12 protein-coding genes are annotated in these 13,213 nt (G+C 65.7%); 7 read left to right on the plus strand and 5 right to left on the minus strand.

What is annotated here, in order from left to right; translation table 11 throughout:
- Positions 1-37: 37 nt before the first annotated feature.
- From cyoD to ACFFJ7_RS01805, 5 genes are all read right to left on the minus strand, one after another.
- Positions 38-433 (minus strand): cytochrome o ubiquinol oxidase subunit IV, encoded by a 396-nt coding sequence (gene cyoD, locus ACFFJ7_RS01785; protein ID WP_377590560.1) that lies wholly within the window; start codon positions 431-433, stop codon positions 38-40.
- Positions 433-1,068, minus strand: a complete 636-nt coding sequence (cyoC, locus tag ACFFJ7_RS01790) for a cytochrome o ubiquinol oxidase subunit III (protein WP_166949199.1) — start codon at positions 1,066-1,068, stop codon at positions 433-435. Before cyoC ends, cyoD begins: the two co-directional genes overlap by 1 nt.
- Positions 1,065-3,074: a cytochrome o ubiquinol oxidase subunit I gene (gene cyoB / locus ACFFJ7_RS01795; protein ID WP_377590563.1), complete on the minus strand. Its 2,010-nt coding sequence runs from the start codon at positions 3,072-3,074 to the stop codon at positions 1,065-1,067. The genes cyoC and cyoB overlap by 4 nt, the downstream gene beginning before the upstream one ends.
- Before the next feature lie 6 nt (positions 3,075-3,080).
- The gene (gene cyoA, locus ACFFJ7_RS01800; protein WP_377590565.1) at positions 3,081-4,178 is read right to left on the minus strand and encodes a ubiquinol oxidase subunit II; all 1,098 of its coding nucleotides are present in this window, start codon (positions 4,176-4,178) and stop codon (positions 3,081-3,083) included.
- 358 nt (positions 4,179-4,536) lie between these two features.
- Positions 4,537-5,511, minus strand: coding sequence for a metal ABC transporter solute-binding protein, Zn/Mn family (locus ACFFJ7_RS01805; RefSeq protein WP_377590567.1), 975 nt, complete (start codon positions 5,509-5,511; stop codon positions 4,537-4,539).
- Between the two features lie 209 nt (positions 5,512-5,720).
- On the opposite strand from ACFFJ7_RS01805, the gene ACFFJ7_RS01810 reads away from it, so the two are divergent.
- From ACFFJ7_RS01810 to ACFFJ7_RS01840, 7 genes are all read left to right on the plus strand, one after another.
- Positions 5,721-6,710, plus strand: coding sequence for an LLM class flavin-dependent oxidoreductase (locus tag ACFFJ7_RS01810; protein ID WP_166949207.1), 990 nt, complete (start codon positions 5,721-5,723; stop codon positions 6,708-6,710).
- Between the two features lie 314 nt (positions 6,711-7,024).
- Complete coding sequence (locus ACFFJ7_RS01815) at positions 7,025-7,720, plus strand: hypothetical protein (protein WP_377590568.1); 696 nt, start codon at positions 7,025-7,027, stop codon at positions 7,718-7,720.
- 265 nt (positions 7,721-7,985) lie between these two features.
- Positions 7,986-9,152, plus strand: coding sequence for an ABC transporter ATP-binding protein (locus ACFFJ7_RS01820; protein ID WP_377590569.1), 1,167 nt, complete (start codon positions 7,986-7,988; stop codon positions 9,150-9,152).
- A gap of 40 nt (positions 9,153-9,192) precedes the next feature.
- On the plus strand, positions 9,193-10,329 hold the full coding sequence (locus ACFFJ7_RS01825; RefSeq protein ID WP_166949215.1) for an ABC transporter substrate-binding protein: 1,137 nt from the start codon (positions 9,193-9,195) through the stop codon (positions 10,327-10,329).
- Positions 10,330-10,451: 122 nt separating this feature from the next.
- Positions 10,452-11,297, plus strand: coding sequence for an ABC transporter permease (locus ACFFJ7_RS01830; RefSeq protein ID WP_377590570.1), 846 nt, complete (start codon positions 10,452-10,454; stop codon positions 11,295-11,297).
- Positions 11,294-12,115: an ABC transporter permease gene (locus ACFFJ7_RS01835; RefSeq protein WP_166949220.1), complete on the plus strand. Its 822-nt coding sequence runs from the start codon at positions 11,294-11,296 to the stop codon at positions 12,113-12,115. The genes ACFFJ7_RS01830 and ACFFJ7_RS01835 overlap by 4 nt, the downstream gene beginning before the upstream one ends.
- Before the next feature lie 75 nt (positions 12,116-12,190).
- The gene (locus ACFFJ7_RS01840; protein ID WP_377590571.1) at positions 12,191-13,201 is read left to right on the plus strand and encodes a LacI family DNA-binding transcriptional regulator; all 1,011 of its coding nucleotides are present in this window, start codon (positions 12,191-12,193) and stop codon (positions 13,199-13,201) included.
- Positions 13,202-13,213 lie beyond the last annotated feature (12 nt).

The following is a 13,213-nucleotide window of genomic DNA, read 5'->3' on the forward strand; positions in this document are numbered from 1 at the left end:
TGTCTGTCGTCAGACGGGTCACCGCCCCGGGGCAGGCTCACGGCAGGCTTTGCGCCTGCTCGGGCGTCATTGGCATCATGTGGGTGTTCAGATGGTGCATCACCCACATCGATCCGGCAATGGCGATGACGATGATGATGATGGTGAAGACGAAGGCCATCAACGTCCACCCGCCTTCCGAACGCGCGTTCATGTGCAGGAAGTAGACCATCTGCACGACGATCTGCGCGACGCCGAGCGCCATGACGGCGATGGCGGTGAGGGCAGGGCTGCCGAGCGTGCCGTTGATCACCAGCCAGAAGGGGATGACGGTCAGGATGGCCGACAGGACGAAGCCCGTCACATAGCCGTTGACCGTGCCGTGTGCCTCGCCGGAATCATGCCTGTGGTTGCCGGCATGGACCGCGCCGGCGTCATGCGGATTGGCGGCCATCACAGCACCCCTATCAGATAGACGAAGGAAAACACCACGACCCAGACGAGATCGAGGAAGTGCCAGAACATCGACAGGCACATGACACGGCGCGCGTTGGCCTCGCCGATGCCACGCTGGCTGATCTGCACCAGCAGGACGCCGAGCCAGATCACGCCGAAGGCGACGTGCAGCGCATGGGTGCCCACGAGCGTGAAGAACGAGGACAGGAAGGCGCTGACCTGCGGCGTCGCGCCGATATGGATCAGGTGATAGAACTCAAAAATCGTCAGCCCCAGGAAGGCGAGGCCGAATACGCCGGTCACCGCGAGCCAGCGCAGCGTGCCTGCCTTGTTGCCCTGCTGCATGGCGATCACGGCGAAGCCATAGGTAATCGACGAGATCAGCAGCGCCGCGGTGGACACCAGCACCTGATTGAGGTCGAAGAGATCGACCGGCGCCGGGCCGCCCGCGTAGCTGCGGCCGAGGACGGCATGCACGGCGAAGAGCGACGCGAAGATCAGGCAGTCGCTCATCAGGTAGACCCAGAAACCGAGCATCGTCCCGGTTTCGTGATGGCCGTGGTCGCCCTCGTCCTCCGTGACGAAGAAGACGGGCGCGCCCTGGATATCGGATGGGCTGATATGTTTGGTCATGATGCCACCTTCCCCGCCAGCAGTCTGGTCCGCGTCTCTTCCGTCGCGGCGACCTCGGAGGCCGGGATGTAGTAGTCCCGGCTATAGTTGAACGTGTGTGCGATGGCGGCGGCGATGAGCGTCGCGAGCGACACGGCGGCGAGCCACCAGATGTGCCAGATCAGGGCAAAGCCGAGCACGAGCGAGAGCCCGGCGAGCACCACGCCCATGCCGGTGTTCTTCGGCATGTGGACGGGGCGGAAGCCGGCAAGCGGGCGGGTATAGCCGCGGCTCTTCATGTCCCACCACGCATCGATGCCATGCACCACGGGGGTGAAGGCGAAGTTGTAGGCGGGCGGCGGCGAGGAGACCGCCCACTCAAGCGTGCGGCCGTTCCACGGATCGCCGGTGGTGTCGGCATAGGCCTTGCGGCGCAGGAAGCCGACCGCGAACTGGGCCACGAAGGCCAGCGTGCCGATGAAGATCAGGCTCACGCCGACGGCCGCGGCGACGAACAGGATATGGAGCGAGGTATCCTCGAACTGGCTGATGCGGCGCGTGACACCCATCAGGCCGAGGATATACACGGGCATGAACGCCACCCAGAAGCCGACGAGCCAGCACCAGAACGACACCTTGCCCCAGAACGGATCGGCCCGGAAACCGAAGGCCTTCGGGAACCAGTAGACGATGCCGGCGAACATGCCGAACACGACGCCGCCGATGATGGTGTTGTGGAAGTGAGCCACCAGGAACAGGCTGTTGTGCAGCACGAAGTCGGCCGGGGGAACGGCGAGGAGGACGCCCGTCATGCCGCCGACGACGAAGGTGAGCATGAAGCCGACGGTCCACATCATCGGCACCTCGAAGCGGATGCGCCCCTTGTACATCGTGAACAGCCAGTTGAAGATCTTCGCGCCCGTCGGGATCGAGATGATCATCGTCGTGATGCCGAAGAACGTATTGACGCTCGCGCCCGACCCCATGGTGAAGAAGTGGTGCAGCCACACCAGATACGACAGGATCATGATGGCCGCCGTGGCGTAGACCATGGAAGTGTAGCCGAACAGGCGCTTGCCGCAATAGGTGGCGACCACTTCCGAATAGACGCCGAACGCCGGCAGGACGAGGATGTACACCTCCGGATGACCCCAGATCCAGATGAGGTTGACATACATCATCGGGCTGCCGCCCATGTCGTTCGTGAAGAAGTGCGTCCCCACATAGCGGTCCAGCGTGAGCAGGGCGAGCACGGCGGTGAGGATGGGGAAGGTCGCGACGATGAGGATATTCGTGCACAGCGTCGTCCAGGTGAACACCGGCATGCGCATGTACTTCATGCCCGGGCAGCGCATCTTGACGATGGTGACGATCAGGTTGATGCCCGATAAGGTTGTGCCGACGCCCGCTATCTGGAGCGACCACAGGTAATAGTCCACGCCGACCCAGGGACTGGCCTCGATGCCGGAGAGCGGCGGATAGGCGAGCCAGCCCGTCTGCGCGAACTCACCCACGAACAGCGAGGCCATGACGAGCACCGCGCCGGACGTCGTCATCCAGAAGCTGAAATTGTTCAGGAACGGGAAGGCGACGTCGCGCGCGCCGATCTGCAACGGCATGACGTAGTTCATCAGCCCCGTCACCAGCGGCATGGCGACGAAGAAGATCATGATCACGCCGTGCGCGGTGAAGATCTGGTCGTAGTGATGGGCGTTCAGATAGCCCTCGCCGCCGCCGGAGGCCATTGCCTGATGCAGGCGCAGCATGATGGCGTCCGCCAGCCCGCGCAGGAACATCACCAGCGCGAGGATGATGTACATGATGCCGATCTTCTTGTGATCGACGCTCGTGAACCACTCGTTCCAGAGATAGCCCCAGAGACGGTAGCGGGTGATCGCCGCCAGCACCGCGCCGCCGAGAACGGCGACAGCGGCGAACGTCCAGATGATGATCGGCTCGTGCAGCGGAATGGCTTCGAGGGTGAGGCGCCCGAAGACCAGTTGCTGGAGATCGCTGTCGAAATTCATGACGGGTTACTCGCTGAAAATCCGGGTGGCGGCGGGCGCGGCGCTCATGCGGCGGTTCCCCGCCGCGAGGTCGGCGACGACGGCCAGCGCCGTGGCCGGCTCGGAGCCGGGGGTGCACAGGTTGTCGGCCAGCGCCTTCTCCAGCCGTGCCAAGGCGAGCGCGGCGGGGTTGCCCATGCGCCCGAGCCCGCTGATGCGGTTCGCGTCCTTGTGCATGATGTCCATCATGCACTCCTTGCCCTCGGGCACGCACATGTTGACGATGCGGTAGAACAGGTCGCCATCGACGCTTTTGAAGTAGCGCACCGGTTCTGCCTCGCTGGGGCGGGCGATGTCGAGGTAGGCGGCGCGGGTGAGCGCGTTGCCGGAGGCCCGCGCGTTTGCGACCCAGGCGCCGAAATCGCTGTCCGACAAGCCGTGGAACTTGAAACGCATGTGCGAGAAGCCGTGGCCGGTGTAGTTGGCGGAGAAGCCGTCGAAGACGCCCTCCTTGTTGATGACCGCGTGCAGCTTCGTCTGCATGCCGGCCATGGCGTAGATCTGGCCGGCGAGCGCGGGCACGTAGAACGAGTTCATCAGGTTGGAGGAGGTGATGGTGAAGCTGATCGGCCGGTCGACGGGCGCGGCCAGCTCATTGATCGTCGCGATGCCGTATTGCGGATAGATGAACATCCATTTCCAGTCGAGCGAGACGACCTGCACGCGCAGCGGCTCCATGTCCTCCGGCACCGGGCGGTTGGCGTCGAGGCGCTCCAGCGGGCGGTAGGGATCGAGCCGGTGGGTGGCGATCCACGTCACCGTGCCGAGCACGAGGATGATGGCGATCGGCGCGCCCCAGATGGCGAATTCCAGTTTCGTCGAGTGATGGAAGTCCGGATCGTAGGTGGCGCTCCTGTTCGACTGCCGGTACTTCCACGCGAACAGCAGGGTCAACGCCATGACGGGCAGGATGATGAGCAGCATCAGCCCTGTGGAGACCAGAATGAGGTCCTTTTGCTGCGTCGCAATGTCGCCGGCCGGAGCCATGACGACCCACTGGCAACCGGATAAAAGGGGCGATATCGCAAGAAGCGATACGAGGGGAAGCGCTTTGACCCGGGGCATCCGTCTCATCCATGTTGGTGCAGGCACGGCAGACGGCGAGGACTCGCCGCCACCATGCAAATGATCGCACTGCATACAGACGCGGAAATGCCCTATCAAGGGCTCGGGGCAGGGGTGCGACAACATGCACACCCCCGTTACAAAGTTGAAATTTCTGTTGCCGATGCCGAATGCTGGGGTTGTGCACCCGAAAAGGGTGTGCGACGGCTGGCTTTATATGATTATAAAAATTCAAATCCAGCGAATAGTTACAAATGAAAGTATTCGCCGATGACAATGGGTGATGCCATCTGCAACCGACGGCAAGCCAAGCGTGCCACCGGTTGCGGCATGGTGCGCCGCATCATTGTGCGCCGCATCAGCGAACGGTGAGTTTTCCGTCCATGCCCGTTTCGGGGGCCTCGCCGCCGAGGGCGCGGGCGATGATGGTGACGTTGTGGTCGATCATGCCGACATAGGTGCCCTCGTAGGTGCCGGCCTCGCCGGCGGCGTCCGAGAAAAGTTCCCCGCCGATCACAACCTTGTGGCCTTTCGCCGCCGCGCCTTCGACCAGCGCCTTGACGTTGCGGTCTGAGACGGACGATTCGATGAAGATCGCGCCGATCCCGCGGTCGACGATGAGCTGCACGAGATCCTCGACCTGCTTCAGGCCTGCCTCGCTTTCGGTGGAAATGCCCTGGATTCCGCGCACTTCATAACCGTAGGCGCGGCCGAAATAGTTGAAGGCGTCGTGGGCAGTCACCAGAATGCGCGACTGCGCCGGCACGGAGGCGAGCACCTTGGCGGCATAGTCCGCGACCCTGTCGATTTCCGCGAGGTAGGCCTGCGCGCCAGCCTCGAAATCCGCCCGGGCCTCGGGGCGCAGTCTGATCAATTCGTCGCGCGCCGCTGTGACAACGCCCTTCCACAGGTGCGGATCGAACCACACGTGCGGATCGGGCAGGGCGGCGTTCTGGTCGTTCTTCAGCAGCCTGTCCCGCGGGAGCTGTTCGCCCAGGGCGATGACGGTCTTGCGCTGCCCGAGCCGCTCCAGGAACTCCTGAAGCTGGGCTTCGAGATGCAGCCCCTGCCAGAAAACGACGTCCGCCCGTGTGGCCGCCGCGATGTCCGAGCTGGTCTGGCGATAGAGATGCGGATCGACGCCCGGTCCGAGCAGCGCATGGACGTCGACATGCTCCCCACCCACGGAGCGGACCGCGTCGGCGACCATGCCCGTCGTGGCGACGACGTTCAGTTTCTTCTCCGCCGCCATCGCCGGCGCCGCCGCAAGCCCGCCCGCCAGCGCGATTCCGACCAAACCGGCCAGCAGCGACCGTCTTGTCCTCTCAAGCATCTTGCCCGTCCTTTTATTGCAAATGAATGTCATTTGCATCTTTAGCCGTTTCGCCGCGCGATTGCAAGGGCCTGCAGGGTGATCGGGTGTGCCGCGGACTTCTGTTCCGCGCGGGTGCCATTCTTGACGCGGCAACCCGGCCTCCCCATATTCCGGAGGCGCAGCGGAAGGGGCCTCGCATATCCGGCGGTTTTCGTGTGGGAGATGTCATGACGCCCTTGTCCATTCTCGATCTCGTTCGCGTCACGCAGACGACGGACGCGCGCGGCGCGCTGATCAACGCGCGTGATGTCGCCGTCCATGCCGAGCGTTGGGGCTACAACCGCATCTGGGTTGCCGAGCACCACAACATGGCTGGCGTCGCCAGCGCCGCGACGGCGGTCGTGATCGGCTACATCGCCGACGGCACGCAGCGCATCCGCGTCGGCGCGGGGGGCATCATGCTGCCCAACCACGCGCCTTATGTCATCGCCGAGCAGTTCGGCACGCTGGAGCGGCTGTTTCCGGGGCGCATCGATCTGGGGCTCGGACGGGCGCCGGGCACGGACCAGCTCACGCTGCGCGCCCTGCGCCGCCCCGCCGAGGCGGCCGACCACTTTCCGCAGGATGTGCTCGAATTGCAGGCCTTCCTCGCGCCGCCGGGGCCGGACCAGCGCATCGTCGCTGTGCCGGCGGCGGGCACCGATGTGCCGCTCTGGATTCTCGGATCAAGCGTCTTCGGCGCGGCGCTGGCGGCGGAACTCGGCCTGCCCTATGCGTTCGCGTCGCATTTCGCGCCGGACTACCTTCTGCCTGCGCTTGAGCTTTACCGCAATCGCTTCAAGCCCTCGGAGCAGCTTGGGAAGCCCTATGCGATGGTGGGCGTCAACATCGTCGCCGCCGACAGCGATGCGGAAGCCCGCCGCCTCGCCACGACGCAGCAGATGTCGTTCACCGACCTCGTCAGCGGCCGGCGGGGACTGAGCCGCCCGCCGATCGACGACATCGAGACCTACTGGGCCGGCGCCCAGAAAGAGCACGCGCGGCGCATGCTCGCGCGTTCGATCGTCGGCGGGCCGGAGACGGTGCGGGCGGGAATCAGCGCGCTGCTGGCGGAGACGGGCGCCGACGAGCTGATCATCGTTTCCGATGTTTATGAGCATGCAGCGCGCCTGCGGTCGTTCGAGCTGATCGCCGCCGCGTGGTGGGGCGGCGTCTGAACGCCGCATCCGAAACGCGCGTCAGCCGGATTTCCGGTGCAAAAGCCCGATAGGGAGTTGAGGACGGATTGCTTTGCCGTTATCAACCCCGCATCGTCCGGCAAAATAGAGTTGTTGCATCAGGCGGAAGCGAACGGCGCTTCGCCGCCGCTGCATATAGCGCCGGCTTCTGCGGAAACTGCGCCATTATCGTTTACAGGAGAAGCTGCCTGATGAGACATACGTCCCGGTCCTTTACGGTGGAGGTCAAGCGGTCGCGCATGCGCGCCGACGCCTCCCCGGCCGGTCCTTCTGCGTGGAGCCGGGAGCCGCCGATGGCTCCCGCTTCCAGTTCCCTTTCCTGGGAGGAACTGCTGCAGCGGCTGCCCGCCGCGCCTGCCGGGCAGGATAGCCCCGCCGCTTCCCCGCCCGCACCGGAACGGCAGGAGACGGAGCGGACCGGCAGGCGGGTCCTTCCGTCGCTGCTGCCCACCGAAGGCCTGTTTCCGGATAACGATCAATCCGTTGAGGAGACAGCCGGAATGTCTACTGACGAGAAAGAGCCCGAACCGCGCCGGCCGCGCAGGACGCGGACCGCGGCGGCGAACGGAGAGGCGCGGAATGCCGCTGCCGCCCCGTCGCAGGCCGACGATATGCCGATGGCGGTCAACTTGCCCGACCATGGAGCTGTCGACCTTGAAGCCGGCAGCCATGAGTCAGGCAGCCATGAGACGGACATCCATCAGGCTGTCACTTCGGAGGCGGAGGCACAGGAGTCCTCTGTCCATGAGTCCGCGGCCTATGAGCCCCCGGCCCATGAGTCTCAGGCCCATGAAGCGGCCGAGGATGAGGCTTTGTTCCATACCGCGCATGCGCCGGCCATCCGGGCGCTGGTAGAGGCGCATCTGCGCGATCATCCTGCGGGTGAAAGCGAGCCGGAGCACGCCGAGGAGCAGCATCGTCCGGTTGCGAAGCGCCGCCGGCAGGATTTCTGGAAACGCCGCCTGCGCCTGCGCATGGGCCACGACTGAGCCGGGCGCCAAGCGCCGGCGTCAAGTGCCGGGTGCTGGTGGGCGCCACCGCGCGATCTCCTTTTGGAGAACATGATTTCTCCGGAAAAGGTGCCACGCTTGCCTTGCCGCCACGACAGCCGGCCATGATGGCTCGCCATGACGGGCCCGCCCCCGTCAGCATCGTCGCGCGCATCGATATCGGCGGCCTGTCATCAAGCCGTTATCCGCCCGTTCTAAACCCTCATTCATGAATGCACAGGTGTGCAAAGAACGGGTGTGAAGGATGGATGCAAGCGAGCGGCCCTTTCTCGATCTGACGGGCGTCACCGTCTCCTACGGTTCGACGCGGGTGCTCGAAGGCATCGATCTCGGCATCGGGAAGGGCGAATTCGTGGCGCTGCTCGGTGCCTCGGGCTGCGGCAAGACGACCCTGCTGCGCACAATCGCCGGTTTCATCGTGCCTGATGCGGGCACGGTGAGCGTTGGCGGCCACGACGTCACGCGCCTGCCGCCGGACCGGCGCGGCATGGCGCTGATGTTCCAGTCCTACGCGCTGTGGCCGCACATGACGGTCGCGCAGAATATCGGCTACGGCCTGAAGCTGCGCCGCCAGTCACGCGCCGATATCGCGAGGCGCGTCGGGGAGATCGCGGCGATGCTCGGCCTTCAGGGCCTTGAGGCACGCAAGCCCGCGTCCCTCTCGGGCGGCCAGCGCCAGCGGGTCGCCCTGGGGCGCTCGCTCGCCGTCGATCCGGAAATCCTGCTGCTCGACGAGCCGCTATCGAACCTCGACGCGCGCATCCGCCTGAGCCTGCGCCACGAAATCCGCACGCTGCAGCAGCGCATGGGCATCACCGCCGTTCACGTCACCCACGACCGCGAGGAGGCGATGGTGATGGCGGACAGCATCGTCATCCTCGACAAGGGGCGCATCGCCCAGCGGGGCACGCCGGAGGAGGTGTACAACCGCCCGGCGAGCGCCTTCGTCGCCGCCTTCATGGGGGCGGAAAACGTACTCACGCTCTCGGGCAGTGCCTCCGGCGAGGGATTTGCCATCGCGCCCGGCCCGTTCAACGCCGGCTGCCTCGTGCCTGGCCCGCTGCCGACGGGCGGCGTCGAGGTGCGTTTCCGCGCGGAGGCGGGGACGCTTGGGCCTGCCGATGCGCCGCCGCCGGAGGACGGGCGCACGCTGCGTCTGGCCGGGCATGTGGTCAGCACGAGCTATCCCGGCGGCATCTGGCGCCACGCGGTGCGGCTGGGTGAGGGGGCGGCCGATGGCGCGACGGTACTCGTCGATGCGCCGCATCCGGTCGCGCAGGGGCAGGCGGTGTCGGTGCTGCTGCCGCCCGATACGTTCTTCGTCTTTCCGGCGGCGGGCGAGGCGCCTCCGCCGGCTTCCGATTCCCGATCCGGCGACAGGCGTCGGCGTCTGGAAGTGCAGCAAGCCTGAGTTCCTCTCCGTTCATTGTTTGCCCTTTTGGAGACACACCATGAAGACCCTTTTCAAGGCCGCCTTCGCCTTCGGCCTCACCATCTCGCCGGTGACGGCGGCGGAGCTGACGGTGCTCACCGCCGGCGACCAGAACATGGTTGACTATGTCAACGAATATCTCGGCCCGCTGTTCGAGAAGCAGAACCCCGGCACCACGGTGCGCGCGGTCGGCACCGGCCCCGGCGATGCGGGCTCGCAGAAGATCGTCGAGCGTTTCGACGCGCAGGCCAAGGCCAATGTCGCGAAGTGGGACGCCGACGTCGCCGTCGTGCATGAGAAGTTCGCCGGCCCGCTGGTCAAGAACGGCTATCTCGAAAACTACCGCGACCGCATCTCCACCGGCAAGCTCGTCACCCGCGCCAATGCCGACAACGCCCTCGGCACCGACGTGAAGGGTTACGTCATGCCGATGTTCAATAGCCAGACGGCGCTCGCCTACAATCCCGCGCTGCTCGCCAACCCGCCGAAGAGCTACGAGGAGCTGGCGAAGTGGGCCAAGGAGCACCCGCGCCAGTTCGGCTATAACGGCATCAAGGGCGGCGCCTCGGGCGTGAGCTTCGTCATGGGCTGGATCTACGCCTTCGGCGACACCGACGCCGACAAGCTGCAGAACGGCCCCTTCGACGAGGCCGACACGAAGAAGTGGGACAAGGCGCTGGCTAGCCTGAAGGAATTCAACGCCAACGCGCAGCTCACCCCCGGCAACGCCGGCACGCTCGACCTGCTGAGCCGCGGTGAGATCGCCATCGGCCCGGTCTGGGTCGACATGTTCTACTCCTGGCAGGCGAACGGCCAGCTCCCGCCGGACTTCAAGCTCGTGCTGCCGGCCCCCGGCATGCCTGGCCAGCCGATGCACTACGTGATCCCCTCCAAGGCGCCGAACAAGGAACTCGCCGAGAAGTTCGTCGAACTCGCCACGAGCCCCAAGGTGCAGGCCGAGGGCATTGTCGAGCGCTTCAACTGGTATCCGGGCATCGACGCGCAGCACGTTCAGGCCGAACTCGACCCCAAGGTCTGGGCAAAGCTCTTCACGAACGTCACGCCGGAAGATCTCGCCCGCTATGGCAAGCGCTTCCCCATCGCGCCCTATAACAACGCGATCCTCGAAGCCTACGAGCGCACGGTGACCAAGTAATCATCGTCGCGCGATCGCCGTGCACCGCAACGTGTAGCCGTGCACTGTAACGTATATAAGGTGTGGAGGCCGCGCAGGCGCGGCCTCCCGCTCCCCCGGACCGCCGTTCCCGGATCGCCACCATGCCCAGCCTCACGCCGCAACGCCTTCTCGGACTTTTCCTCGTGCTGCCCGCGCTTGCGATGGTGGTGCTGTTCTTCATCGTGCCGCTGAGCGCTTCCGTCATCGGCGCCTTCGAGGTCGAGGGCGGGTTCATGGGGGGGCTGGGGCTCGACAACATCATCAAGGCGTTCGATTTCTACGCGCAGGACATGCTGTTCACGCTGGTGATCGTCTCGCTGTCGACGCTGCTGATCGCCCTGTTCTCGATCGGCATCGGCGGCTACCTGACGCTTGGCGAGAACCCGCGCGCGATCGCCATCCTGCGCTGGCTCTACCGCTGGCCGATGTTCATTCCCTTCATTGTGGTGGGGCAGGTGCTGCGCACGTTCCTCGCCAAGAACGGCCTGATGAACGGCACCTTCGTCGCCATGGGCCTCATCACGCCGATGCAGGCGACGAGCCTCCTCGACTGGCGCGGCATCGTCATCGCCTTCGTGTGGAAGCAGACGCCGTTCGTGGCGCTGCTGGTGGCGGGGGCGATGGCCTCCATCGACCGGGGCACCATCGAGGCCGCGCGCAATCTCGGAGCCTCGCGGCTGCGCATCCTGTTCGAGATCGTGGTGCCGCAGGTGGCGACGACGCTGCTCGTCGGCATGATCCTGTCCTTCGTCACCATGATGTCGGTGCTGTCCGTGCCGCTGATGATCAACGCCCAGTCGCCGACCATGCTGACGACGGACATCGCCTTCCGCATCAATGCCTATGGCGACTATGGCGTTGCCAATGCACTGGGGCTCGTGTCGCTGCTGATGGCGAGCGGCGTGGCGCTCGTCTATCTGCGCATCGCCATGCGGGAGCGGTCATGAGCACCTTCCTGTCCCGTCTCGATCCGTGGTGGCTGCCGCGCGCGCTGGTGCTCGGTGCGCTCGCCTTCGTCATCTTCGGCCCGCTCGCCAACCTGCTGCTGTGGACGGTGGCGGAGAAGTGGTATTTTCCGCACGCCCTGCCGCTTGAGTTCGGCTTCAGCTATTGGGAGCGGGTGTTCTCGCCGCGCGGCAACGCAGTGGAATCGCTCACGAACAGCATCGTCGTGGCGCTGCTCACGGTGGTGCTGTCGCTGACGCTCGCCATTCCGGCGGGCTATGCGCTGGCGCGGCTGAAGCTGCCGCTGCGCGGCCTCGTGCTGCTCGCCTTCCTCATTCCGCAGGCGTTCCCTAACCTCACCGTCTATGTCAACATCGCCCGCCTGTTCTATGTGGTCGGCCTCAACGGCACGATTCCGGGCGTGGTGCTGGTGCATACGACGCATGGCCTCGTCTATGCGGTGTGGATCGCGACTGCCGCCTTCGCCGCCGTGGATGCCGAACTGGAGGAAGCGGCGCGCTCCATCGGCGCCTCGGGGCTGCGCGCCTTCTTCGACGTGACGCTGCCGCTGGCTCTACCCGGCCTGCTGGCGAGCGCCATCTTCGTGTTTCTGGAATCGCTGGACGAGTTCACCGGCAGCTATTTCGTCGGCGCGCCGGATGTGAACATGCTGCCGCTGCTGCTCTACACGGCGGGGGCGGGCGGCAACTACCAGATCGCCTCCATCACCGCGCTGCTGCTGCTCATCCCCTCGATCGGCTTCATGCTGGTGGTGGAGCGCTTCCTGAAGGTCGATGTGCTGGCGCGCGTCGGGCGGTAGCCTTGCCGGCTTCCTTCCCGTATACAAGCACCAGTTGCAATAGTTGCAATCCCTGAAATGCATCAAGAAGAAGCAATGAACGCGCCCCCCGGCCGGCCCAACTTCGTCACCGCTCAACATGTCGCCGAACGTGCCGGCGTCTCGCGCTCCGCCGTCTCGCGGGCCTTCACGCCCGGCGCGAGCATCGCCTCGGAAACGCGCGAGAAGGTGATGCGCGCCGCGGAGGAGCTTGGCTATCAGGTCAACGATCTCGCACGCGGCCTGCTCGCGAACCGCAGCCGGCTGGTGGGCATGGTGGTGACGGGTATGGAGGTCGGCTTCCGCGCACATCTCACTGCGGCGTTGTCGAAGGCGCTGATCGCGCGTGGCAGTATCCCGCTGCTCATCAACACCGGGCGCACGGAAGAGGAGATGGCGGCGGCGCAGAGAATCCTCTTCGGCCACCGGGCGGAGGCGATCGTGGTGCTCTCCGGCTCTCCGCCCGCGAGCTTCATCGATATCGCGCGCCGCAACGGCCAGCCGATCATCGTCATCGGCCGCTCGGAGCCCGATGCCGACCATGTGCAGATCGACAACGACGGCGCGGCGCGGGAGGCGGCGCGGCTGTTCGTGCGGCGCGGCTTCTCGCGGCTGGCGGTGGCGGGCTCGCTGTCGCGCACGCCCAACCTGCTGGAGCGCGAGCGTGCCTTCGCCGACGAGGCACGCCGGGCGGGCGCGCACGTCGCCGTCGTCCACGGCCGCGATTCAACCTATGCGGGCGGCGTCGACACGGGGGAGGTGCTGTTCAGCGCCGAAGGGGTGCAGGCGGTGTTCTGCGTCAACGATCTGATGGCGCTTGGCCTCATCGACCACGCCCGCCGGGTGGGGCTCGCCGTGCCGGGCGACGTCGCCGTGATCGGCTTCGACGACCTGCCGGAGGCTGCTTGGAGAAACTACGAACTCACCACCTTCCGGCAGGATCCGGCCGCGATGGCGCTGGCCGCCGTGGAACTGCTGGAGCGGCGGCAGGCCGACCCCGCCTGCGCCCCCGCGCGCTCGAAACTCACGGCGCCGCTCGTGGTGCGGACAAGCTTTTCGCCTGCCTGAGCCCAGTGCCCA

This window comes from Pseudochelatococcus lubricantis, from assembly GCF_042432495.1.
Taxonomy (GTDB): domain Bacteria; phylum Pseudomonadota; class Alphaproteobacteria; order Rhizobiales; family Beijerinckiaceae; genus Pseudochelatococcus; species Pseudochelatococcus lubricantis.